Source organism: Neobacillus niacini (assembly GCF_030817595.1).
Classification (GTDB): domain Bacteria; phylum Bacillota; class Bacilli; order Bacillales; family Cytobacillaceae; genus Neobacillus; species Neobacillus niacini_G.
In genome coordinates, this window is the sequence record NZ_JAUSZN010000001.1 from 6,244,146 (window position 1) to 6,266,103 (window position 21,958).

Sequence of the window (21,958 nt, forward strand, 5' to 3'; positions counted from 1 at the left end):
CAATTTAGATTTCGCAAAAATTGACTGAAGCATGTATTCAAATCTATTCCTTTAAAAGAGAATATACGCTCAAAGGGCAATTGTGCAAGCGATATGCTATATTATTTATATAATTATTGGGAAGGCGTGTTTTTATTGGACATATTATTTTTAGGCACTGGTGCTGGTATTCCAGCAAAGCTGCGAAATGTTACTTCGATTGCCTTAAAATTACTCGAAGAACGTGGAGCCATCTGGTTGTTCGACGCAGGTGAAGCGACTCAGCATCAAATTTTACATACTTCGATCAGACCTCGCAGGATCGAGAAAATTTTTATTACCCACCTTCACGGCGATCACATCTATGGGCTGCCCGGCCTATTAGCCAGCCGTTCTTTTCAAGGTGGAGAATCAGAAGTGATTGTCTATGGACCCAAAGGACTAAAAGAATACATCACGATAAGCCTTTCCGTCAGCCAAACCTATTTAAAATATCCGCTAAAAATAGTCGAAATCGACGAAGGGATCATTTTTGAAGATGATCAGTTTATTGTCGAAGCTCGACTTTTAGATCACGGTATTCCTTCATACGGGTATCGGATTATCGAGAAGGATAAACCAGGGACCCTATTAGCGGAAAGACTTGTCGAGGCGGGAGTACAGCCAGGACCAATTTTCCGGAAAATTAAAGAAGGTGAAACCGTTACACTGGATGATGGCACCATTATCGTACCAGCAGATTTTCTCGGTCCGGATATAAAGGGCCGGATTGTCACTATTCTTGGAGATACAAGACACTGTGAGAACGCAATACTTTTAGCAAAGGACGCAGATTTATTAATACATGAAGCAACCTTTTCTAAAGGGGAAGAGAAGCTTGCCTATGATTATTTCCACTCAACCACCCATCAGGCTGCAGAAGTGGCGAAACAATCCGGAAGTAAGAAGCTCTGTTTGACCCACATCAGCTCACGCTATGATCGACAAGCCTGGGCTGAACTAGCTGCGGAAGCACAGGAAGTCTTTGCGAATACAGATATTGCTGAAGACTTTAAAGAAATAAACATAGCTTCAAAATGAAAAGACGGTCTAAAAGCCGTCTTATTTTATTTAAAACATCCATCCACGCTCGTATTGTTTCGGTCTCTCAATACTTACTCCTAACTCTTTAGCAGCTGTTCTAGGCCAGTAAGGATCACGCAATAATTCTCGCGCCAAAAATACTAAATCTGCACGGTCGTTTTGAAGGATTTCCTCCGCTTGGATACCAGTTGTAATTAATCCGACTGCTCCTGTAGCAATTTCGGCACCACTTCTAATTGTTTCTGAGAATGGAACTTGATAGCCGGGATAATCTGTTATCTTTGCTGGTACCACTGCCCCTGAGCTGACATCAACTAAATCAACACCTTGTTCCTTCATCCATTGACTGAAAAATACGTAATCCAGCGGTGTTAACCCCTCTTCGTGATAGTCATGAGCCGAAACACGCACAAACAGGACACCATTCCATACAGTTTTAATCGCTTCAATGACTTCACGAAGGAAACGGTAACGGTTTTCAGCCGACCCTCCATATTCATCGGTTCTTTTATTCGATAATGGGGAGAGGAACTCATTGATTAGATAGCCGTGGGCACCATGTATTTCTATGACATCAAAGCCAGCCTTTGCGGCACGCTCAGCACCCTTTTTAAACGCCTCAACAGTCGCGGCAATATCTTCTTTGGTCATTTCTTTAGGAGTCTTCATTTGTTCATTAAATGAAATCGCCGAAGGGGCGATGATTTCACCTTCTAGGACTGCCTTTCTACCCGCATGTGCAAGCTGGATACCCGTTTTAGACCCGTGTTCCTTCATCAAGTTTACAAGTTCTGTGAACCCTTCAATGTGGTCATCACTCCAAATTCCTAAATCCCTAGGTGAAATCCTGCCCTGCTTCGTTACTGCAGTTGCTTCAACAATAATAAGGCCTACTTGTCCAACTGCCCGGCTAGTATAATGAGTGCGGTGCCAGTTCTGAATATGACCATCTTCGTTATGACTGGAATACATGCACATCGGAGCCATTACAATTCGATTTTTTAGCGTAACATCCTTAATCGTATAAGGAGAAAATAACTTTGCAGACATTATGAACCTCCTACATCAATAATTTTTTCGGTCACTATACCACTAAAGTGCATTTTAGTATAGCAAACGGCTCTCTTTTGTATAAATTCACTCTTTGTCCCTTAATTCTCTTAATTTATATAAGGTGCCTCTCCACATGATTCCGCCGCGTTTGTACGTTAGATAACTGGCACGGATGATGGAATAGATAAACAGGACAGCTGTCACAGGCAATACGAGAAACATAACAGGGGAGAAGATGGTCATTTTTTTGATGACCATAACGTAATGAATCCCACTTAACAAAATAATCCCTAAGCTTAAGAGGACAATTATTTTATTAGAAGAAAATAGGGTTATAAATGGGAGGACATTGGTAATAAAAACGCCGGATATCGCAAAAAACACCATACTCACCCGATAATGTAATCCTGCAAATGTATTTTTTTCGAGTCCGATAAATGCTTCCTGTAAACTTCCATACCATTCTACCTCAACCAGCTTAAGTGCCGTGACAATCCTCTGAGCATAGCCTGCTTGTTTTATTCTCATTCCAAGCTGCAAGTCATCATCCGGCCGCATTTTCACCATTTCATGTGTTCCAAAGCTGCTATACGATTCTTTGGAAACAAGATTAAATGCGCCAATTCCAGTCCCAACTTTTGATTTGGGGTTATTTGCCGCCCATGGTCTTTTAAAATAAGAAAAACCGAATAGAAAAAAGGCGACAAATGATTTTAACCAAAACGTTTTCGCGCTCAGGTTTGGTGCGACAGTTAAATGGTCAAGCTTATGCTTCTCAAAATAATGCAGTGCCTTTGCAAATGCCTCTTTTTCAAACTTTACATCCGCATCGGTGAACAATAGCCATTTTCCAGACGCTTTAAGGAATCCTTGATATAAGGCATTATTTTTTCCAAGCCACCCTTTAGGCAATCCCTCTATGTGAAGAACAGAAATTCGCTGATCGTCCTTTTTTAATTCTTCCATCACAAGTCCAGTATAATCCGTTGACCTGTCATTAACGAGAATCCATTCAACGTTTCTATAAGTTTGCGCCAACTGACTGAGGATACTAGCTCTTATTTGATTTTCTTCATTGCGTGCCGCTACAATGACCGATAACAAAGGTCCATTTTCTAACTTATCCGTATCTTCTAAAGCGTCTATTTTCCGTAAACCGATTAGCCCGTCTATGAGAAAAACAATCCAGACCAGGATACCCATTGAAAATAATACCGTCAGCATTTTTTTTTTACACTTCCTAGTCTTTTTTACCCTAGTTTAAATCAATAGACACAAATTAGGAAGTTGGTTCGGTAACTTCCAGCTGTTCACGTAATGCCGCTCCCATTTTTTTCGATTGTGCGGTTGCAGCCTTAATACAAGAAATGAACGCTTGCTGGACTTGATGTTCTTCGAGTACTTTTACCCCTGCCTCTGTTGTACCGCCTGGGCTTGTTACATCTCTTCGTAACTGTTCAGATGATTTTGTGGAGTTTTTCACCATCTCAGCTGCTCCAATTAAGGTTTGTACGATTAATTCACTCGCCATCTCCTTATCGAGACCAACCTCAACAGCACTTTTTTCCATTGCTTCTATAAGGTAATAAATATACGCAGGTCCGCTGCCGGAGAGTCCTGTAACAGCATCCAGCTGTTCCTCTTCTACAAAAGTTGTCAAGCCGACCGTTCCAAACAGATCCTTCATTAATTCAATTTGCTGAGGGGTAACTCGTTCATTTACGGCAACGGCAGTGGCAGATTTACCAACTGCTGCTGATGTATTTGGCATGGCTCTCACAACGGCAATTGGTAATCTTGCTAATGTCTCAATGGTACTCATCGACACCCCTGCTAACACAGAAACTACCAGCATTTTTTCGGTTAAATATTCACGAATATATTGGATAGCGGTTGCGGCATCCTTTGGCTTCATCGATAAGATGACGATGTCAGCTCCTGCAAACAATTCCTTTAAATCGTAAGTGGTACGGACGCCATACGTATCACGTAGCCTCTTCAACCGCTCTTCATTTGAATTATTTGTAACCCATACATTCTTTTTATCAATCAAACTATTTTCAAGAATCCCTGAAATAAATGCCTCAGCCATTGAACCGGCACCAATACATGCTATCTTTTTCATTGATTTTGCCCCCTTATAATTTTTTATAAAACAAAAAGACCCCTCATCCGAAAAGGACGAAAGGTCTAGCTTCCGTTCATTTACTGGTCTTAATCATCGCGAATGTTCGAATCAAATTTTAATAGTGATTATCCAAGATTACGGCTCTACTGTCAAGTGATAAAGTCTGAATTTTTTATTTATTTTAAATTCATTATGCAAAAATAATGACAATGGAAAGGGAAATTCGTTACACTTACTATATAAATAATTGTCAAAAAATGTTCACATTCTATTTAAAAATAACGTTAGGAGTTTTTTGAATGGCAGAATGGAAAGACGGTATCGCAAAAATAATTTTGCCGACTCCTTATGCAGTCGGGGACGTTAATGTTTACTTAATTAAAGGTGAGCGGCTGACACTTGTCGATTGTGGTGTCAAAACCAAGGAGTCATGGATTGCATTTAAAGCTCAGCTGTCTCAATTACAATTAAGCCCGGATGACATTGAGCAGGTGATTATTACCCATCATCACGCTGATCATGTTGGTATGCTTGATTTTTTATCAGATCAGACAGAGGTCTATGGACACCCGCTGAATGAACGATGGATTAAACCAACGGAGTCTTTTTTTCACGACCAAGAGGCTTTTTTTCGAAGACAATTTGTTGACTTCGGAATCCCCTCAGAATACTTTTCATCTATCTTAGATTTAAGACAAACATTCAGGTACTCCTGCAATCGCTCCTTGACGGGAGAACTTGTTGAAGGGACGATTCCGCCGGGGTTAAGTGGATGGAAAGTCATAGAGACACCTGGCCATGCCCAGAGTCAAATCGCTCTATTTCGAGAAAGTGATGGAATTCTTATAGGAGGGGATTTGATTCTTGCACATATCTCACCAAATCCATTACTAGAGATGCCGGCACCAGGCGAAGTAGAGAGACCGAAGCCGCAGCTGCAGCATAATGATTCGATGAAAAAGTTGTTATCCTATCCAATTCAGTTCGTTTACACAGGCCATGGCGAGGAAGTTTCCAAATTAAAAGAGCTAATTGAAAAAAGACTAATTCACCAGCATGAACGCGCTATGAAGGTTAATAATTGGCTAAAAGAGGAGAAGCATACCGTATTTGAACTTTGCAAGCGGCTTTTTCCTACAGCGTATAAGCGGGAATTGATATTAACATTATCGGAAACTGTCGGCCAGCTTGACTATTTAGCCTCAATCGGCGAGATTAGTAGTAGAGAGGATCATCAACCAGTCCTTTATGAAGCTAGATGAGGTGTGAGTATGGTTAGAGAACAACTTAAGGGTAAAAATATAGTCATAACCGGTGCATCCGGGGGGATAGGTGCCGAAATCGCCAAGCTTTGTGCGGAAAGTGGTGCCAACCTTGTCCTAATTGCGAGAAGCATAGAAAAGTTGAAACAGCTGCAAATGGAATTGCAGCAAAAGCATCAAGTAAGGGTAGAGGTCTATCAATTAGATGTCTCTGATACGGATAAAGTGAAGGAAGTTTTTACAGCTATTTTTGCGGAGATTGGTGAGGTAGATATCCTGGTTAATAACGCGGGGTTCGGTGTGTTCCGTGAAGCGCATGCAGCAACAATGGATGAAATTAAAGGTATGTTCAATGTCAATGTTGTCGGACTAATGGCGTGCACAAGCATGGTACTCCCGAAAATGCGTGAACGCCGTTTCGGCCATATCATTAATATCGCCTCCCAGGCGGGAAAAATCGCAACGCCAAAATCAAGTGTGTATTCTGCTACTAAGCATGCGGTTCTTGGCTACACGAACTCACTTAGAATGGAGCTTAGTGATTACAATGTTCTCGTAACATCTGTGAATCCAGGGCCTATTGCAACGAACTTTTTTAACATTGCTGATGAAAAAGGCACGTATGTTAAAAATGTTCAAAAGTTTATGCTTCAGCCCGAATATGTCGCTCGGAAAGTTGTTGACAGTATGCTGAAGAAAACGAGAGAAATCAATCTGCCACGCTGGATGAACATGGGCAGCGTCGTCTATGTTCTCTTTCCAAGACTGTTTGAACGTATTGGCAAAAAAGCATTTAACAAAAAATAAAACCGCGACAGCGGTTTTTTGCATTCATCCTGTTAAAAATTCGTATACAGTATCATTCACAGCCTCGTATAAATCAACCGCGGGTTGTTCTACTTTTATTTGAATAATCCGCTCCGCAAGCGCCTCTAAATCGCTGCTGCTCATTGGCAGTGAATCTATCTCAGAATAATATTGTTTGAAGCAATTTTTTATCATTTTAAGAATTAACTTTTTCTCCATGTATGTACACCTCACTCACAATTATATCGTTTTTTCCTCAAGAAAAATAACCAAAACCATGAAATATGTCAAAAAATTCCCATTGAATACGAACGCATATTCGCGTAATATATGTATATAATAAAAGGAACAGACGTTCGATATTTAAATGGAGGGAAAAAGTCATGGTCGATTACAGCACGTTACCGCACAATCATATATTATGCGTCGACATGAAGAGCTTTTACGCCAGCTGTTCCGCTGTCATGCATGGTCTTGATCCCTTGACTTGCTATCTAGCTGTGGCCGGTAACAAAGAACGAAATGGAAGTGTTGTGCTAGCGGCATCACCACGTTTGAAGAAAGACTTTGGAATTAAAACAGGTTCCAGACTATTTGAGATTCCCGATGATCCCCGCATTCAAGTAGTCGAGCCCAAAATGGCAACTTATTTGCGTATTTCTACTGAAATCACCCGCGTATTTAATCGTTATGTGCCAAAGGAAGCCATTCACACGTATAGCGTTGATGAAAGTTTTATCAAGGTAGATGGGGCACTTCATTTATGGGGGGACGCCTTTACGATTGCAGAGAAAATTAAGAATGATATTGAACGTGAGTTCCAGCTTCCCTGTGCGGTCGGAATAGGCCCGAATATGTTACTGTCAAAGCTTTGCCTCGATCTTGAAGCAAAGAAGCATGGAATTGCGGAATGGAAGTACCAGGACGTCCAGAATAAGCTTTGGAAGGTTTCACCGCTAAGAGAAATGTGGGGAATCGGCAGGCGTGTTGAAAAAACCCTAAATGGGATGGGCATTTTTACGGTTGGCCAGCTGGCTCGCTATGATTTAGAAGCACTGGAAAAGAAATTCGGAATCATGGGCAATCAGCTTTATCATCATGCTTGGGGAGTAGACCTTTCAGACTTAGGAGCACCCCTGGTTGAGGGGCAGATCAGCTTCGGAAAAAGCCAAATTCTTTTAAGAGATTATAAGGAAGAAGAAGAGATAAAGCATGTAATTTTAGAAATGTGTGAAGAAGTAGCCCGAAGAGCGAGATCTCGCCGTAAGGCTGGGAGAACAATCAGCCTTAGCATTGGCTATAGCCAGGATGAACTCGGCGGCGGCTTTCACCGCTCAAGAACCATCAAGCAGCCAACGAATGTAACGATGGATCTTTACCGAGTCTGTCTCGAATTATTCCACGAACATTATACAGGAAAGACCGTAAGGCAAATTGCCATTAGTATTGGAAATATCGTCGATGATCATGAGTTTCAGCTCGACCTGTTTGACATGGGTGCGGTAAAGCGGCGGGAGCTTGGCTATGTAGTTGATTCTATCCGCAGACGCTTTGGTTCAGGTTCCCTGCTGCGAGCTGTTTCCTATACAGCTGCTGGAACGGCAAAGCACCGGGCAACACTTGTTGGGGGACATAAAAGATAAACAGAAAAGCGTAAGCCCCTAGGCTGCTTGCGCTGGACAACGACGAAGTAAGGAGGAGAATGTGAATGATTCGCGACCGAGGAAGAATCAAATGGGTTTCGATGATGCTTCCTGAGCATATTAAATTACTTAGAGACTGGGTGAAGGAAGATCAATATGAGGAGCGGAAAGAAATTGATGAGCAGCAGCTTGAACTCATGAATATGACTTTATCTGAAGCAATCGAATTCGACCAATTCGTCACCATTACTCATTATCGAAATCGAAATTATGAAATCGTAATTGGAAAAATTCATTATTGGGACCAAATGGCGCAAAGACTTCATATTATCGATCACTTTGAAGAAGTACACAGCATCCCGATTACAGCCATTGCGGATATCCGATTGACATAGAAAAGCGGCCTCGCGTCACGAGGCCGCTTTTTCAATCCTTTGTTTAAAACCGCAGCTGTGATTTGAAATTTCCTTACCTGAAATCTGCTTTAAATTCACCAGTAATTTTTTGGTGGCCGTTATTTTCATCCAACGATTGCTCTTGTTCTAAGTCGAAACGGTTCATAATTGGTAAATCGTTTACTGAGAATAGGTAAGAGTCTTCTGAAGCAGAGTGTTCATACCAAGCCCAGTTTGGAACGACGAAGTAGTCGCCTTTTTTCCAATCGAAGCGAATGCCGTTAATGACTGTGTGACCTGAACCTTTGTGTACCTGGTAAACAGTTGAGTGTGTATGGCGTAATGCCTTTGTTTTGAAACCATGAGGTAAATGCTGCATTCTAGTACCGAGCGTCGGGTTAGCGGATTTCCCTGTAGATGGGTTAATGTACTCTACAGCATATCCATGATGTTGATCTGGATCGAATTCCATCAAGCCTTTAATTCCTTCTACCGTTCGGTCCCATTTATAATTAGCAAGTGGTGCAACGGTGAATTTATCATCACCAACAGGACGAACCATGCCGCCGCGATAACGTCTTTCTGAAAAATTATCTGGAATATCTGGCTGTTGTAAACCATCTTCATAAGGTTCAAAGAACGTACCGCCGATTGCATAAATAGTAGGAATATCTAAGGCATCCATCCAATACATAGGCTCTGTACCTAGATGTGCGTGCCCATGCCATAAATTCTTAGGAGTAATTAAAAAGTCGCCTTCCTCCATGAAAATACGCTCACCCTGTACGATCGTGTATGCACCCGAACCTTCAGAAATGAAGCGCAATGCACTTTGTGAGTGTCGGTGAGATGGCGCTTTTTCACCAGGCAATAACATTTGCACAGCTGCATAGATCGTTTGAGTAGTAGATCCCCATCCCCAAGGTTCACGATACGTTAAGCCAGGATTTTGAAAATAAATTGCACGACGTTCTCCACCTCGATCGGGTGTGAAGATTTGAGCCGCTTCAGCCATTTTCTTTTTAATTAATTCATCGCTCCAAAGATAAGCTTGGGCTTGAGGCTTCGGTGTTTTGTGCATAATTGTAGGAATTGCTTCCCAAAGAGGTCCTAAGTTATATTGTTGAATATCTTTTGTGTAATCGGTTACAATTGAGCTTTTCATATACTCTTGAACATCTGGATTTACTTCAGCCATTTTTCATTCTCCTTTATTATTCAATTTTATAGAGAAAAGGGGAGCAGCGTATGCTGCTTGACCCCTTGCAAATCCTAATTATACAGTCGCTAAGACTTCTGTTGCCTTTACTTTGTTTTCAAGGGCACCAATTTGGTCGATTTCAATACGAACGACGTCTCCATCTTTTAAGAATTGCTGAGGTTTCATCGCAACTCCAACGCCCCCAGGAGTTCCTGTTAATACAACATCTCCTGGCTCTAACGTCATTAGATTTGATAAGAAAGATACTAATTTTTGAACGGAGAATACTAGATTGGCAGTATTCGTTTTTTGACGTACTTCACCATTTACTTTTAGGACAACATCTAAGCCAGATGGATTTTGCAGTTCATCGGAGGTTACCAAATATGGTCCCATTGGTGCGCTGCCATCTACTGTTTTTCCTTGCAGCCATTGAAGCGTGCGTCGTTGAATGTCACGATAGGTTACGTCATTTGTAATGGTGTAACCTGCTACATAATCTAATGCATCTTCTTCTGCAACATTACGAGCTTGTTTACCTACAACAAACGTAAATTCTGCCTCATAGTCAAGTTGATCAGAAATCGGGAAATGTGGAATATCGTCCTCTGGCCCTAAAATCGTATTAGCAAATTTAGCGAAAATAACTGGGTTCGATGGGATTTCACGCCCCATTTCTAAAATGTGCTCACGATAGTTGTGTCCAACACAAATAATTTTGCCTGGACGCACGACTGGTGCTTCTACCTTAACTTCCTCGCGATTGTAAATCAGCTTTTTACCAAAACTCTCAGGGTTAGCTAGAATGAAATCGATTGCATTTTGTGCGAGAATCAGTGATTCTTTGCCGCCTTGGTACAACTCGTCGGTATTATCCGGCACATATGCTTTTGCGATTGCTTCATATCGGTATTTTCCTTCTGCCTTTAACTGTGCTTGGTAAGCATAGTTTAAGTCGACTACTTTGTTATCAACGATTGCCCCTGCACGTGTATGCCCAGAGACAGTAAAATTAATAAGTTTCATGGTTGGCCTCCTATTTTTCACTAATTACGAAACTAGTTCACTATTTATAAAAATATTAAAATATTTCAAAACGATTGTCAATATTATTTGTTTTCAGATATTTATTTCGTAAAGCCGAAATACGCTGAAATTTCCTTTGCAACATTAAGAACTTATTTTCCAGTGCGGATGGAAGGTGAAAGAGAAGATGATTAATAGAAATTTCTAAATTTTAAAAGTTTTTGTTGACGAATTGATGAAAAATGAATTAAGGTTTTCTTATAAGGTAACTAAGTTCTCTATTTATGGAACGAAATAACTTATTGGAGGGAAATGTCAATGACTAATGTAAGCGACATTATTATAGTAGGTGGAGGAATTGGTGGTTTAGCGGCAGCACTATCAATCCAAGAAACGGGTAAATCAGTAGCAGTTTTTGAGCAAGCACCTGAATTTGGGGAAGTAGGTGCAGGTATTCAGTTAGCACCAAATGCATTAGAGGTTTTAGATCGTTTAGGTGTAAAGGAAGAAATCTTAAAACATGCGGTAGTACCAAAACGCCTTGTCCTAAAAGACGTTTATACTGCAAAAGAATTAGCAACTCTTGACTTAGGAGAAGGGTTCCAAAAGGAATTCGGCCAGCCATACATCGTATTACATCGCTCCGACCTGCACAGAGTACTTTATGAAGAATGTCAAAAACGCAGTAATATCAAATTCTTTACCAACCAATGTATTCAAACTGCAGAACAAAATGGAGATACTGTAACAATTGTTAACCAAAATGGTGAAACGTTTACTGCAGAAGCAGTTGTTGGTGCCGATGGGGTAAAATCAAACATGCGTAAGCAGCTAGTTGATGATAAGCCAGTAAACTCTGCGTATGTAGCTTACCGTGGAACGATTCCAATTGAAGAAGTGGCTACTACCGCAAACTTAGACTTAGACGATGTCATCATGTGGATTGGACCAAACCTGCACATGGTACAATACCCAGTTCGGCGCGGAGAGCTTTACAACCAAGTAGTCGTATTTAAATCATATGATGCTACTGTAGAAGACTGGGGAACACCAGAAGAAATGGCACGTCGTTTTGAAAATTGTCATCCAAAGGTTGAAAACGCTTTAACTTATATTAACCGTCAATTCCGTTGGCAAATGTATGACCGTGAACCAATCGACAATTGGACAAATGGGAACATTACGCTATTAGGAGATTCTGGTCATGCCATGCTTCAATATTTAGCACAAGGCGGCGTTCAAGCCCTTGAAGATGCATTTGTTTTAGGTGAGAAATTAAAAGAACATAAAACCTACGAGGAAGCATTTAAAGCCTACCAAGAAATTCGAATCCCTCGCTCTGCAATGGTACAAGGATCAGCACGCAGATGGGGCGAAATTATTCATGCGGAGGATCCAACGGCACTTGCACTTCGAAACTTTATTTTCGAACATCACAAACCAACTGATTACAATGTTGTTGATTTCCTATATGGCTATTTCAAGAAAAATTATGAAAGTGTCAATTGCTAATAAAAAACGCGTTAGAGCTGGCTCTAGCGCATTTTTTAAATATATTCATTAAGTCATTCAAGGAGGACGAAACGATGGTAACAGCAGTACTAAATGAAAAATTAGAAGTGTTTGAAAAGAGTATCGTTGATATTGTAGCGGTATTGAAAAATACAGAAGAGGGTGCACTCTATGTGAAACCTTCTGAATCAGAATGGTCCGCCATGCAAATCGTTTCTCATATATTAGAAGCTGTAGAGTTTTGGGTTGAAGATTTGGAAGCACTGTTAGTAGTTCCTGGCGCAAAATGGGGACGTAATCATGAACATGTTCGTCGTTTAGCAGCAGTCGATGAAACCGTTGTATCTCGTCTTAACAAAGATGATGTGATAATAGAACTACAAAACTTAGTTCCGAAGGTAGAGGCGGCACTTGTAAAGGTTACTGAGGAGGATTTGGTAAAAACCGCTCCAAGTTATAATCCAAACTTTGACGGAAAACCGTTATCATTCTTAGTTGACCATTTAATCGTTAAGCATGTAACAGGTCATTACGGGCAACTTGTACGTCATTTAGAAAAAATTTAATATAATTGATCCGACAAAAGGACTCCACAATGGAAGTCCTTTTTCTATAGAAAACATTATTCTTCTTTTGCAACTCGCACTTGAGAGTCAAATTTCCCTTTATGAGAACCATCACAAAAAGGTTTGTTGTTAGAAAGCCCGCAGCGGCAAAGAGAAAAGGCTGGCTTCGTTTCCATGACATTGCCCGCACCATCTAGCAATTCTACCTCACCAGTAATGCGCAGTGAACCATTATCGTTTACTTTAATTTGTATTTTTGACATTCTTAACACTCCTATTCGATATATTATTTTCAGAATATATCGAATAGGAGGGAAAAGCAAGTAAGTATGAATTTAACCATTCTCAACGTATTTATTCAAAAATTTGTCTATGACTCTGCGATATTCTTCAGGATTCTCATTAAATGACTGAGCATGACGCCCATTTGCAGCAAGATAAAGCATTTTCGGACCTTGTTTTTTTTCATATAAATCCTTTGTCATGGCAGGAAGAATAAAATCATCGTGTTCGCTGTGAATAAATAAAATGGGATGTTTAATATTTTCGATAACCGATATGGGCGATACGTGACGAATCGAATATTTTTCACGGAGGCGCAAAATTAAATCAGCTATGGGTATTAAAATCGATGAAACATTCTTTAATTCCTTTTTTAGTTGATACGATACTTGCTCTTTCAAGTCAGAGAACGGACAGTCAGCTATATAAAAATCAGCACCATCTTCAAGCATACCTGCGTACAGAAGCATTGTAGCCGCCCCCATCGATTCCCCATGAATACCGAGCGTGAGTGTCGGACCTTTCTCTTTTTTTAACCAATCAATAATTGCCTTAAGATCGAATTTTTCATAATGACCGAAGCTGGTTGTCTTTCCACCTGATTCTCCGTGTCTGCGATGGTCATAAATCATCGCATTAAATCCACGTTCTAAGAAAAGATTCATATATTTTATGGAATTAATTTTTGTTTCCGTTACTCCATGGGAAATAATGACATAGCGATTGGACTCGTGTGGTTCTACCAGTAGAGCTTTAATGGGATAGCCAAAAGGTGAATCAATGATTACCTCTCGCTTAGGCAGTGATTCGAAATGCTCGGGATTAAATCTGCCCGCTTCCTTTTCCCGCTGTACGATAAATTGTTCATCTTTCTTTTTCATATATATAAGCCTATTTGTAAAATAAAAACCTAAAGAAAATGTAATCAAGAATGAAAGTAGAAGAGCTCGCAACGCCTTACGCACAAGTACACCTCCAAAGGTTCAAAAGTAGTAATTATTTGGTAATTAATGTTGGCTTTTATTCTAACATAGGAAAAGCCGCTAACTCCATTTAGCGGCTTAATAAATTTATTTATGCCTGTCGCCTCTGGGTAAGGCGCTTCCGCATTTCTTATTGCTCAGCATTTTGTCTCTTCGTAGGATGAGTTGCTTTTTCTATTTCTTCAGCAGCAATCATTCGTTTACCAGTACCGGCGGATTCTGCATAATCCTTACCTTTTTGGCTGTAACCCTTATCACGTTTTTGGCTCATAATCGTCAGACTCCCTTCGAAGTGGATTCATTTAATAAAGTGCTTATATAGGCGTCTGTTTATTCATATCTTTATTGTAGAGGTGCTAAAATTTAAAATTCAAGAATAATAGAAATTTTGACAAAATAAGAGGGTTTTCTATCTTCGCACTCGAAGTAGTAAAGGTAAAAGTGCTAAAAGGAGAGGAAAAAAATGAGTCAAACAGAAGTAGTAATTGTAAGTGCAGTTCGTACAGCATTAGGTAATTTTAACGGAAGCTTAAAAAATGTATCCGCACCTGAATTAGGCGCCACCGTCATCAAAGGAGCGCTTGAACAAGCTGGCGTAAAGCCGGAGCAAGTAGACGAAGTTATTTTAGGAAATGTACTTCAAGCAGGACTTGGTCAGAATCCAGCTAGACAGGCCGCAATTGGAGCAGGCATTCCTGATAGTGTTTCCTCAATGACGATCAATAAGGTATGCGGTTCTGGTTTAAAGGCGGTTCACCTAGCAACACAGGCAATTCTAGCAGGAGATGCTGAGATTGTTGTTGCTGGTGGAATGGAGAATATGAGCCAGGCACCTTATCTATTAAAAAATGCCCGTGAAGGATTTAAAATGGGTGATCAAAAATTAATCGATACTTTAACAAGTGACGGACTTACCTGCGTTTTTAACCACTATCATATGGGAGTTACAGCTGAAAACTTAGCTGATAAATATTCCATTACGAGAGAAGAACAGGACCAGTTTTCAGCGTGGAGTCAGGAGAAGGCGGTTAAGGCAATTGAAGCAGGTAAATTTAAAGATGAAATCGTCCCTGTCGTAATAAAGCAGCGTAAAGGAGATCCGATTGTTTTTGATACAGATGAGTACCCGAAAAAAGGAACAACAGCTGAAAAGCTTGGAGGATTACGTCCAGCATTCAAGAAAGACGGCAGTGTAACAGCTGGAAATGCATCTGGTATTAATGATGGTGCAGCAGCGGTGGTCGTAATGAGCAGGAAAAAAGCAGAAGAATTGGGAATTAAGCCTTTAGTAACGATTAAAGGGAATGCCAGTGCAGGTGTTGATCCTAGTATTATGGGAATCGGACCGGTTCCTGCAGTAAAAAAGGTTCTCGAAAAAACGTCCATTTCGATGGAAGAGCTAGAACTAATAGAAGCAAATGAGGCATTTGCAGCACAGTCCCTGGCTGTTGATCGTGAACTCCACTTTAATAAAGAAATTTTAAATGTAAATGGCGGTGCGATTGCACTCGGTCACCCGATTGGTGCAAGCGGTGCAAGGATTCTCGTTACGCTGATTCATGAAATGAAAAGACGGAATGCAAAGAAGGGACTCGCAACACTTTGTATTGGCGGCGGACAAGGGGTAGCAACAGTCGTTGAGCTAGCTTAAGCCTACAATGAGGGGAGAACGAGCACGATGAAGAAGATTGGTACATCCTTCCAGGAAGCAGTCGCAGATATTCAAGATGGAGCGACGTTGATGGTCGGTGGTTTCGGTTTGTGCGGAATACCTGAAAATCTAATCCAAGCGCTTGTTGATAAGGGCGTAAAGGATTTAACGGTTATCTCTAATAACTGTGGAATCGATGATTGGGGACTGGGTCCACTTTTAAAAAATAAACAAATTAAAAAAATGATAGGCTCCTATGTGGGGGAGAATAAAGAGTTTGAAAGACAGGTTTTAGCAGGCGAGCTTGAAGTAGAGCTGACACCACAAGGTACATTAGCGGAAAAAATAAGAGCAGGCGGAGCAGGGATACCAGCTTTTTACACTCCTGCTGGGGTAGGAACACCGATTGCTGATGGCAAAGAAACAAAAGTCTTTAATGGCAGGGAGTATCTATTAGAAGAAGCACTGACTGCTGATTTTAGTTTTGTTCGGGCATGGAAGGGAGACAAGATGGGGAATCTTGTTTACCACAAAACCGCACGAAACTTTAACCCGATGATAGCGGCAGCTGGAAAAGTAACGATTGCCGAAGTGGAGACACTCTGTGAAATTGGGGAACTCGACCCGAATTTTATCCATACTCCTAGCGTTTACGTTCAAATGATTATTGAAGGTAAGCAGGAAAAAAGAATTGAGAGATTGACAGTTAGAAAATAGAGGTGGAGGGGGAGAGTGCCAATGGTCTCTGTTAGAGAAAGAATTGCAATACGGGCAGAGAAAGAAATCGAAAACGGTTATTATGTGAACTTAGGAATCGGGATGCCGACGCTGGTTGCGAATTATATATCAGATAATAAGCAGGTGGTTCTGCAATCGGAAAATGGACTGCTGGGTATTGGTCCATATCCAACGGAGGAAGAGGTAGACCCGGATTTAATCAATGCTGGAAAAGAGACGGTTACTGCAATTAGCGGTGCTTCTTACTTTGATAGTGCAGAATCATTCGCCATGATACGCGGCGGTCACATCAACATTGCAATCCTTGGCGGAATGGAGGTTTCTGAGAAAGGAGACCTTGCGAACTGGATGATACCAGGTAAAATGATAAAAGGAATGGGCGGTGCCATGGATCTTGTCCATGGAGCGCAAAAAATCATTGTCATCATGGAGCATGTGAACAAGCGCGGTGAATCAAAAATCTTAAAAGAATGCACCCTTCCTTTAACCGGAAAAGGTGTGGTTAACCGAATTATAACTGAACGTGCAGTGATGGATGTAACGGACAGCGGTTTAAAATTGGTTGAGGTTGCAAAAGGATTTACAGTCGAAGATGTAGTTAACTCAACCGAGGCAACACTAGCAGTGGACGAAAACGTGGTTCTAGAAGCTTATTAAAAAGTATGCAGGCTGATTAGCAAAAGATCAGCCTGCTTTTTCTATCAAAAATAATGCTATAATACATATGAAATAAAGATTTTTGGGGGAGTTTAGGATGAAAAAGAAATCGAAACAAAAAAATCAATCTAAACCAAAAAAAGAAGAAGTGTCAGTTACGCTTAAAGATATGATTAATCCGGAATTAATAAAGCAATTAAAAGAACAACAGGAGCAGTTAAAGGCAAAAGAGGAGCGTAAACGAGCAGAAGAAGAACAGCGTAAACGCGAGGAACGCCGTTTAAAAGAAAAGAATAAATCGTTTGAGGAGCTGCTAAACGAAAGCGGTATGAACTGGAAGGAATTTAAATAGGAGAGCCAAGCGGCTCTCCTTTTTAACGATGTTCTTTAAATTGCCCGGCCTTTGAAATCTCTTTAATCAATGTAACCTCTTCTTCGGTCAGCTCTTGGCTTCTCACCGCACTGGCATTGCTTCTGACTTGTTCCGGACTGCTGGCTCCCGCGGCTACTGTGGCCACGGCAGGGTGCGCCAAATTATATTGAAGAGCAATTTCTGTAAAAGAGCGTTGTGCAGCCAGTTTCTCCTTCAATGAGGGTAACACTTTAAGCAGCTCTTCCTGACTATAGTCTGGATACCCTTTCGGAGAAATTTTTTCTAGCATTTTATCACTTAACAGCCCTTTTGCTAAAGGACCACGGGTTACTACACTGATTCCATGCTCATACAGATATGGCAATGCCTCTTCTTCCGGTCGTCTATCTAAAATGCTATATTGCATCATGACAGAAACAATATGGGATTTCTTTACATACTCACGGATGACATTTGGACGAATCGATGAAATTCCATAATAGCGGATAAAGCCCTCCGACTTTAATTCGTCAAAAGCTTCTATTGTCTCATCAATCTTATCTTCGATTGTGCCGCCATGAAGCTGGTATAAATCGATATAGTCTGTCCCAAGTCGTTTCAAACTTTGTTTGACTGCTTCCTTTATGTACGATTTGGACGGATCCCAAGCCCATCCGGTTTTATCTGGATTCCAGCGGTTTCCAACCTTTGTTGCAATAATGACTTTTTCACGCACATCCTTTAAAGCAGCTCCAACGATTTTTTCGTTCTCACCAAAATCATACAAATCAGCAGTATCAAAATAATTGATTCCCTCGTCCAAGGCAGTCTCAATAATCTCTCTCGCTCTTTTTTCCTCTGTGCCAATTGACATGCAGCCTAAGCCTAATTCAGTAACCCATAAGCTAGAATTTCCTAGTTTTCTTTTTTTCAATACAATCACCCCGTCCTTTACTATAATTTTACGAAAGTCCGGGGAAGACTACAAACGGAAAGATTATTTTGGAGCGACTTTTTCTACCCATTCAGCAACGGTGGAATGTTCCTTATTATATTCTTTTAGCTTTTGGAGAATCTCCCAGCCCTTGCCAACGAGAATAATTCCCTTAGCATGCACGTATACCTTCATCCATACCCCTCCAAATAATGTATGGTAAAATGTATGAGCAGCAAATAGCGAATTAGAACAGGAGTGACACAGGTGACTAATCTAATTGAAAAAACGATACATAGCGAAGAAATATTTTCAGGAAAAATTATTAGCCTTCATCTTCAGGATGTTGAGCTGCCGAATGGAAAACAGTCAAAAAGAGAAATCATTAAACACCCAGGTGCCGTTGCTATTTTGGCAATCACTGATGATAAAAAAATTGTTATGGTTGAGCAATTTCGTAAAGCACTTGAACGGACAATCGTTGAGATACCTGCAGGAAAGTTAGAAAAGGACGAAGAGCCAGCTCTTTGTGCACGAAGGGAGTTAGAGGAAGAGACAGGATATGAATGTGAAAGTTTGGAGCTGCTTGTCTCTTTTTATACCTCTCCAGGATTTGCAGATGAAATCGTACATCTATTTGTGGCAAAAGGACTAACAAAGAAAGAAAATGCCGCTGCACTTGATGAAGATGAGTTTGTGAACGTTGAGGAAATAACACTTGATGAAGCTGTTACATATATAAAGGAACAAAAAATTTATGATGCAAAAACCGCCTATGCCGTTCAATACCTTCAGCTTCAAGAGGCATTAGGTAATAAATGAAACGCTATTATGTAGATTTACATATTCATATCGGAAGAACCTGGACAGGCAAGCCTGTAAAAATAACAGGTGCTAAATCATTAACGTTTACCAATATCATTGAGCATGCCCGGCATGAAAAAGGGCTGAATATGATTGGTATTATTGACAGCCACTCACCAGAAGTAATCCTTGAAATGGAAAGCCTCGTTTCAAGTCAGGATATGATTGAACATCGTGATGGCGGCTTAGTATACGGTGATTTAACGGTAATTCCAGGTTCGGAATTAGAAATCTATGATGAACAATGTAATGGTCCGATACATGTGCTTGTGTTTTTTCCTACGATCGCGATCATGAGGAAGTTCTCTATTTGGCTGTCTGATCATTTAAAAAATGTCCAATTAAGTTCGCAGCGGATTTATGTATCAGGTCTCCAATTGCAAAGAAAAGCAAAAGAACTAGGCGGCTTATTTATTCCGGCCCATGTGTTTACGCCCTTTAAAAGCCTATATGGTAAAGGAGTCAATAGATCGTTAACTGAAGTATTTGATCCAGCTTTAATTGATGGGATTGAGCTTGGTTTAAGTTCTGACACAATGATGGCAGACCAGATCAAAGAATTACACGAATATCCCTTTTTGACTAATTCAGATGCCCATTCCTTAGCAAAAATTGCCCGTGAGTATCAGGTTGTATCAATGAAAGAACCCTCTTTTAAAGAATTGGGAATGGCATTGCAGAAAGTTGAAGGAAGACGTATCATAGCCAACTATGGATTAGATCCGCTACTAGGTAAGTATCACAAAACCGTCTGTGCAGAATGCTCTCATCCAGCAGGTGAGGAAGACCAAATTTGCACTCTTTGTGGAAAAAATAAGATTATAAAAGGCGTAGCAGACCGAATTCTTGAGTTGAAGACAGCAGATCAAAGTCCTGACGGGCGTCCTCCTTATGTCCATCAAATTCCACTAGAATATATACCGGGATTGGGACCAAAGCTACTAGAAAAGCTCGTCAATCATTTTGGTTCAGAAATGGCAATTCTGCATGAAGTTCCCTTTCAAGCTTTGAACGAAGTCGTCCCGGCAAAAATTGCTGATCTGATAATGAAAGCTAGAGAAGGAAAAGTGACTTTAGCAGCCGGCGGAGGCGGAAAATACGGCAAAATTTCAGAGTAATGAACCAACCCGACAAATAAAAAGTCGGGTTTTTCTTTTTATAGTAATTCTATTAAATTATGGTCATAGAAATACTAGAGAGGCATAAAATGTAATAACTGAATTAGGAGAAGTAGGAGGGACTGCAGATGAAGAAACGATTGTACCAGAACGATGCCGCCAGTTATTTCCGTGAGCATTCCTCAATTTTTTTATTTATTGTCATTTTATTTTTAATGGGTGTCATCTTTGGAGCCATTGTCGTAAATAGTATGAGTATCACCCAAAAAGAAGATTTGTTTTACTATCTATCACAATTCTTTGGTCAAATATTAAATGGAAAAGTGGCTGAGGACAATGATTTATTCGCACAAAGCTTTCTTCATAATAGCAAGTTCATTGGGTTAATTTGGATTTTAGGAATCTCAATCATCGGACTTCCGGTAATTCTTATACTATTATTTATAAAAGGTTTAGTGGTAGGCTTTACGGTTGGTTTCTTAGTTAGTCAATTGGGCATTAAAGGATTTTTTCTTGCATTTGTGTCCATTCTGCCACAAAATTTGATTATCATTCCCGTTTTCATTTTGATGGCTGCTTTATCCGTTATATTCTCATTGAGAATGATAAAAAAACAATTCTTTAAAACCTATGGACAGCCAATATTGCCATTTTTTAAAAACTACATCATAACCTTTGTAGTAGCTGTTATACTTATTTCTGCGGCTTCTGGTGTAGAGGCTTACGTTTCACCTTGGCTAATGAAGTCAATGATGGGATCACTAAATTTATAATAATTATCATATGATATTAAATATCATCCCTTGTTTATAATAATTTTATTTTGACACCTCTTTCTCATCTGTTATAATGAGAATAGCAGCGGCGAGGGAGGGACTTCGGGATGGAAACTAGGATTGAGAGAATTAAAAAGCATTTGCATTCATCGAGCTATAAGCTAACACCTCAACGTGAAGCAACCGTTCGAGTATTGTTAGAGCATGAAGAGGATCATTTAAGTGCAGAAGATGTATACCTCCTCGTTAAGGAAAAGTCGCCTGAAATCGGATTGGCAACTGTATATCGTACACTTGAGCTACTAACTGAATTAAAAATTGTTGATAAAATTAACTTTGGTGATGGAGTTTCGCGTTATGACCTTCGCCAAGAAGGGGCAGCACATTTTCATCATCACCTAGTTTGCATTGAATGCGGAGCGGTGGATGAAATCCAAGAAGATCTTCTTGAAGATGTCGAAGCCGTCGTTGAACGTAGATGGAATTTTAAAATAAAAGACCACCGCCTTACGTTTCATGGTATCTGCTATCGGTGCCAAGATAAGGTTAAAGCTGAGGAAACTGCAGAATAATAGCCAAAAGTCCTTTTAGAATAAAGGGCTTTTTTTCTGTCTAACAAACTCTAATATAATTAAATTTCTCCAAAACAGTAACTCTAGGTATAAAAGTTGGACAAATTGGCATATCTTTTACTAGGCTAAACTGTTTGGGGGAAGGTAAATGTTCTCTTTTATTAAAGTAGTACTACAAACCTTAAAGGTTTTTATCATATTCACTGGATGTACGATACTCTTTTACTATGGTATTATGTGGGTAAATGAGGAGTACCAAAATTATCACCGTTATGATTCACCGGAAGGATCCGCCTTAAAGGTTTCAACATTAAATAAAGATGAGAATCCGATTTGGCTGGACCGGCTGATTTTGTTTTACTTAAATGGGGAGTAG

The 21,958-nt window shown here is 40.2% G+C and carries 27 protein-coding genes; 16 read left to right on the plus strand and 11 right to left on the minus strand.

Annotated features, from left to right (window positions below; genetic code table 11):
- Positions 1–135: 135 nt before the first annotated feature.
- Positions 136–1,059: a ribonuclease Z gene (gene rnz, locus QFZ31_RS29740; RefSeq protein WP_307310212.1), complete on the plus strand. Its 924-nt coding sequence runs from the start codon at positions 136–138 to the stop codon at positions 1,057–1,059.
- 30 nt (positions 1,060–1,089) lie between these two features.
- Here the strand turns inward: rnz and namA are convergent, their stop codons facing one another.
- The 3 genes from namA to proC form a co-directional block, all read right to left on the minus strand.
- The gene (namA, locus tag QFZ31_RS29745) at positions 1,090–2,112 is read right to left on the minus strand and encodes an NADPH dehydrogenase NamA (RefSeq protein ID WP_307310213.1); all 1,023 of its coding nucleotides are present in this window, start codon (positions 2,110–2,112) and stop codon (positions 1,090–1,092) included.
- An 87-nt stretch (positions 2,113–2,199) separates the two neighbouring features.
- A complete protein-coding gene (locus QFZ31_RS29750) occupies positions 2,200–3,339 on the minus strand; it encodes a glycosyltransferase (RefSeq protein ID WP_307310217.1) in 1,140 nt (379 codons plus the stop codon).
- A gap of 55 nt (positions 3,340–3,394) precedes the next feature.
- Positions 3,395–4,240, minus strand: coding sequence for a pyrroline-5-carboxylate reductase (gene proC, locus QFZ31_RS29755; RefSeq protein ID WP_307310219.1), 846 nt, complete (start codon positions 4,238–4,240; stop codon positions 3,395–3,397).
- A 302-nt stretch (positions 4,241–4,542) separates the two neighbouring features.
- Between proC and QFZ31_RS29760 the strand changes: the two genes are divergently transcribed.
- Both QFZ31_RS29760 and QFZ31_RS29765 read left to right on the plus strand, forming a co-directional pair.
- Positions 4,543–5,505: an MBL fold metallo-hydrolase gene (locus QFZ31_RS29760; protein WP_307310220.1), complete on the plus strand. Its 963-nt coding sequence runs from the start codon at positions 4,543–4,545 to the stop codon at positions 5,503–5,505.
- Between the two features lie 9 nt (positions 5,506–5,514).
- A complete protein-coding gene (locus QFZ31_RS29765; protein WP_307310222.1) occupies positions 5,515–6,312 on the plus strand; it encodes an SDR family NAD(P)-dependent oxidoreductase in 798 nt (265 codons plus the stop codon).
- A 24-nt stretch (positions 6,313–6,336) separates the two neighbouring features.
- Here the strand turns inward: QFZ31_RS29765 and QFZ31_RS29770 are convergent, their stop codons facing one another.
- Positions 6,337–6,531 (minus strand): YqzH family protein, encoded by a 195-nt coding sequence (locus QFZ31_RS29770; protein WP_179596575.1) that lies wholly within the window; start codon positions 6,529–6,531, stop codon positions 6,337–6,339.
- A 164-nt stretch (positions 6,532–6,695) separates the two neighbouring features.
- Here QFZ31_RS29770 and QFZ31_RS29775 point away from each other — a divergent pair, with 164 nt between their 5' ends.
- Both QFZ31_RS29775 and QFZ31_RS29780 read left to right on the plus strand, forming a co-directional pair.
- Positions 6,696–7,955, plus strand: coding sequence for a DNA polymerase thumb domain-containing protein (locus QFZ31_RS29775; protein ID WP_307310228.1), 1,260 nt, complete (start codon positions 6,696–6,698; stop codon positions 7,953–7,955).
- A gap of 65 nt (positions 7,956–8,020) precedes the next feature.
- Positions 8,021–8,350, plus strand: coding sequence for a YolD-like family protein (locus QFZ31_RS29780; protein WP_307310230.1), 330 nt, complete (start codon positions 8,021–8,023; stop codon positions 8,348–8,350).
- A gap of 73 nt (positions 8,351–8,423) precedes the next feature.
- Here the strand turns inward: QFZ31_RS29780 and QFZ31_RS29785 are convergent, their stop codons facing one another.
- Both QFZ31_RS29785 and QFZ31_RS29790 read right to left on the minus strand, forming a co-directional pair.
- Positions 8,424–9,548 (minus strand): cupin domain-containing protein, encoded by a 1,125-nt coding sequence (locus QFZ31_RS29785; RefSeq protein WP_307310233.1) that lies wholly within the window; start codon positions 9,546–9,548, stop codon positions 8,424–8,426.
- Positions 9,549–9,626: 78 nt separating this feature from the next.
- On the minus strand, positions 9,627–10,577 hold the full coding sequence (locus QFZ31_RS29790; RefSeq protein WP_307310235.1) for a fumarylacetoacetate hydrolase family protein: 951 nt from the start codon (positions 10,575–10,577) through the stop codon (positions 9,627–9,629).
- Positions 10,578–10,895: 318 nt separating this feature from the next.
- Here QFZ31_RS29790 and QFZ31_RS29795 point away from each other — a divergent pair, with 318 nt between their 5' ends.
- On the plus strand, positions 10,896–12,089 hold the full coding sequence (locus QFZ31_RS29795; protein WP_307310237.1) for an FAD-dependent monooxygenase: 1,194 nt from the start codon (positions 10,896–10,898) through the stop codon (positions 12,087–12,089).
- A 74-nt stretch (positions 12,090–12,163) separates the two neighbouring features.
- The gene (locus tag QFZ31_RS29800) at positions 12,164–12,655 is read left to right on the plus strand and encodes a DinB family protein (RefSeq protein WP_307310239.1); all 492 of its coding nucleotides are present in this window, start codon (positions 12,164–12,166) and stop codon (positions 12,653–12,655) included.
- A gap of 56 nt (positions 12,656–12,711) precedes the next feature.
- Here the strand turns inward: QFZ31_RS29800 and QFZ31_RS29805 are convergent, their stop codons facing one another.
- The 3 genes from QFZ31_RS29805 to QFZ31_RS29815 form a co-directional block, all read right to left on the minus strand.
- A complete protein-coding gene (locus QFZ31_RS29805; RefSeq protein WP_307310241.1) occupies positions 12,712–12,918 on the minus strand; it encodes a CDGSH iron-sulfur domain-containing protein in 207 nt (68 codons plus the stop codon).
- 72 nt (positions 12,919–12,990) lie between these two features.
- Entirely contained in the window at positions 12,991–13,902 is a 912-nt protein-coding gene (locus tag QFZ31_RS29810) for an alpha/beta hydrolase (RefSeq protein ID WP_307310243.1), read from the minus strand.
- A gap of 148 nt (positions 13,903–14,050) precedes the next feature.
- On the minus strand, positions 14,051–14,191 hold the full coding sequence (locus QFZ31_RS29815; protein WP_179596560.1) for a hypothetical protein: 141 nt from the start codon (positions 14,189–14,191) through the stop codon (positions 14,051–14,053).
- A gap of 192 nt (positions 14,192–14,383) precedes the next feature.
- Here QFZ31_RS29815 and QFZ31_RS29820 point away from each other — a divergent pair, with 192 nt between their 5' ends.
- The 4 genes from QFZ31_RS29820 to QFZ31_RS29835 all read left to right on the plus strand — a co-directional run bounded on the left by QFZ31_RS29820 (position 14,384) and on the right by QFZ31_RS29835 (position 17,318).
- The gene (locus QFZ31_RS29820; protein ID WP_307310247.1) at positions 14,384–15,571 is read left to right on the plus strand and encodes an acetyl-CoA C-acetyltransferase; all 1,188 of its coding nucleotides are present in this window, start codon (positions 14,384–14,386) and stop codon (positions 15,569–15,571) included.
- Between the two features lie 27 nt (positions 15,572–15,598).
- The gene (locus QFZ31_RS29825) at positions 15,599–16,288 is read left to right on the plus strand and encodes a CoA transferase subunit A (protein ID WP_306073499.1); all 690 of its coding nucleotides are present in this window, start codon (positions 15,599–15,601) and stop codon (positions 16,286–16,288) included.
- A gap of 21 nt (positions 16,289–16,309) precedes the next feature.
- On the plus strand, positions 16,310–16,966 hold the full coding sequence (locus QFZ31_RS29830; RefSeq protein ID WP_179596554.1) for a CoA transferase subunit B: 657 nt from the start codon (positions 16,310–16,312) through the stop codon (positions 16,964–16,966).
- A 97-nt stretch (positions 16,967–17,063) separates the two neighbouring features.
- On the plus strand, positions 17,064–17,318 hold the full coding sequence (locus tag QFZ31_RS29835) for a YqkE family protein (RefSeq protein ID WP_307310253.1): 255 nt from the start codon (positions 17,064–17,066) through the stop codon (positions 17,316–17,318).
- A gap of 22 nt (positions 17,319–17,340) precedes the next feature.
- On the opposite strand, the gene QFZ31_RS29840 is transcribed toward QFZ31_RS29835, so the two are convergent.
- The gene (locus QFZ31_RS29840) at positions 17,341–18,252 is read right to left on the minus strand and encodes an aldo/keto reductase (RefSeq protein WP_307310255.1); all 912 of its coding nucleotides are present in this window, start codon (positions 18,250–18,252) and stop codon (positions 17,341–17,343) included.
- A gap of 63 nt (positions 18,253–18,315) precedes the next feature.
- Positions 18,316–18,447: a Z-ring formation inhibitor MciZ gene (gene mciZ / locus QFZ31_RS29845; RefSeq protein ID WP_306073503.1), complete on the minus strand. Its 132-nt coding sequence runs from the start codon at positions 18,445–18,447 to the stop codon at positions 18,316–18,318.
- Between the two features lie 72 nt (positions 18,448–18,519).
- On the opposite strand from mciZ, the gene QFZ31_RS29850 reads away from it, so the two are divergent.
- The 5 genes from QFZ31_RS29850 (at position 18,520) to QFZ31_RS29870 (ending at position 21,958) form a co-directional block, all read left to right on the plus strand.
- Complete coding sequence (locus QFZ31_RS29850; protein WP_307310260.1) at positions 18,520–19,074, plus strand: NUDIX hydrolase; 555 nt, start codon at positions 18,520–18,522, stop codon at positions 19,072–19,074.
- The gene (locus QFZ31_RS29855; RefSeq protein WP_307310263.1) at positions 19,071–20,234 is read left to right on the plus strand and encodes an endonuclease Q family protein; all 1,164 of its coding nucleotides are present in this window, start codon (positions 19,071–19,073) and stop codon (positions 20,232–20,234) included. The genes QFZ31_RS29850 and QFZ31_RS29855 overlap by 4 nt, the downstream gene beginning before the upstream one ends.
- A gap of 128 nt (positions 20,235–20,362) precedes the next feature.
- The gene (gene spoIIM, locus QFZ31_RS29860; RefSeq protein WP_307310266.1) at positions 20,363–21,007 is read left to right on the plus strand and encodes a stage II sporulation protein M; all 645 of its coding nucleotides are present in this window, start codon (positions 20,363–20,365) and stop codon (positions 21,005–21,007) included.
- Between the two features lie 110 nt (positions 21,008–21,117).
- Positions 21,118–21,582: a Fur family transcriptional regulator gene (locus tag QFZ31_RS29865; protein WP_307310269.1), complete on the plus strand. Its 465-nt coding sequence runs from the start codon at positions 21,118–21,120 to the stop codon at positions 21,580–21,582.
- A 148-nt stretch (positions 21,583–21,730) separates the two neighbouring features.
- Positions 21,731–21,958 (plus strand): YqzK family protein, encoded by a 228-nt coding sequence (locus QFZ31_RS29870; protein ID WP_179596538.1) that lies wholly within the window; start codon positions 21,731–21,733, stop codon positions 21,956–21,958.

What these genes read in the sequence shown, in the direction of transcription:
- namA (WP_307310213.1), bottom strand. Translation starts at nt 2,112, where the DNA reads ATGTCTGCAAAGTTATTTTCTCCTTATACGATTAAGGATGTTACGCTA.
- QFZ31_RS29750 (WP_307310217.1), bottom strand. Translation starts at nt 3,339, where the DNA reads ATGCTGACGGTATTATTTTCAATGGGTATCCTGGTCTGGATTGTTTTT.
- proC (WP_307310219.1), bottom strand. Translation starts at nt 4,240, where the DNA reads ATGAAAAAGATAGCATGTATTGGTGCCGGTTCAATGGCTGAGGCATTT.
- QFZ31_RS29760 (WP_307310220.1), top strand. Translation starts at nt 4,543, where the DNA reads ATGGCAGAATGGAAAGACGGTATCGCAAAAATAATTTTGCCGACTCCT.
- QFZ31_RS29765 (WP_307310222.1), top strand. Translation starts at nt 5,515, where the DNA reads ATGGTTAGAGAACAACTTAAGGGTAAAAATATAGTCATAACCGGTGCA.
- QFZ31_RS29770 (WP_179596575.1), bottom strand. Translation starts at nt 6,531, where the DNA reads ATGGAGAAAAAGTTAATTCTTAAAATGATAAAAAATTGCTTCAAACAA.
- QFZ31_RS29775 (WP_307310228.1), top strand. Translation starts at nt 6,696, where the DNA reads ATGGTCGATTACAGCACGTTACCGCACAATCATATATTATGCGTCGAC.
- QFZ31_RS29780 (WP_307310230.1), top strand. Translation starts at nt 8,021, where the DNA reads ATGATTCGCGACCGAGGAAGAATCAAATGGGTTTCGATGATGCTTCCT.
- QFZ31_RS29785 (WP_307310233.1), bottom strand. Translation starts at nt 9,548, where the DNA reads ATGGCTGAAGTAAATCCAGATGTTCAAGAGTATATGAAAAGCTCAATT.
- QFZ31_RS29790 (WP_307310235.1), bottom strand. Translation starts at nt 10,577, where the DNA reads ATGAAACTTATTAATTTTACTGTCTCTGGGCATACACGTGCAGGGGCA.
- QFZ31_RS29795 (WP_307310237.1), top strand. Translation starts at nt 10,896, where the DNA reads ATGACTAATGTAAGCGACATTATTATAGTAGGTGGAGGAATTGGTGGT.
- QFZ31_RS29800 (WP_307310239.1), top strand. Translation starts at nt 12,164, where the DNA reads ATGGTAACAGCAGTACTAAATGAAAAATTAGAAGTGTTTGAAAAGAGT.
- QFZ31_RS29805 (WP_307310241.1), bottom strand. Translation starts at nt 12,918, where the DNA reads ATGTCAAAAATACAAATTAAAGTAAACGATAATGGTTCACTGCGCATT.
- QFZ31_RS29815 (WP_179596560.1), bottom strand. Translation starts at nt 14,191, where the DNA reads ATGAGCCAAAAACGTGATAAGGGTTACAGCCAAAAAGGTAAGGATTAT.
- QFZ31_RS29820 (WP_307310247.1), top strand. Translation starts at nt 14,384, where the DNA reads ATGAGTCAAACAGAAGTAGTAATTGTAAGTGCAGTTCGTACAGCATTA.
- QFZ31_RS29825 (WP_306073499.1), top strand. Translation starts at nt 15,599, where the DNA reads ATGAAGAAGATTGGTACATCCTTCCAGGAAGCAGTCGCAGATATTCAA.
- QFZ31_RS29830 (WP_179596554.1), top strand. Translation starts at nt 16,310, where the DNA reads ATGGTCTCTGTTAGAGAAAGAATTGCAATACGGGCAGAGAAAGAAATC.
- QFZ31_RS29835 (WP_307310253.1), top strand. Translation starts at nt 17,064, where the DNA reads ATGAAAAAGAAATCGAAACAAAAAAATCAATCTAAACCAAAAAAAGAA.
- mciZ (WP_306073503.1), bottom strand. Translation starts at nt 18,447, where the DNA reads ATGAAGGTATACGTGCATGCTAAGGGAATTATTCTCGTTGGCAAGGGC.
- QFZ31_RS29855 (WP_307310263.1), top strand. Translation starts at nt 19,071, where the DNA reads ATGAAACGCTATTATGTAGATTTACATATTCATATCGGAAGAACCTGG.
- spoIIM (WP_307310266.1), top strand. Translation starts at nt 20,363, where the DNA reads ATGAAGAAACGATTGTACCAGAACGATGCCGCCAGTTATTTCCGTGAG.
- QFZ31_RS29865 (WP_307310269.1), top strand. Translation starts at nt 21,118, where the DNA reads ATGGAAACTAGGATTGAGAGAATTAAAAAGCATTTGCATTCATCGAGC.
- QFZ31_RS29870 (WP_179596538.1), top strand. Translation starts at nt 21,731, where the DNA reads ATGTTCTCTTTTATTAAAGTAGTACTACAAACCTTAAAGGTTTTTATC.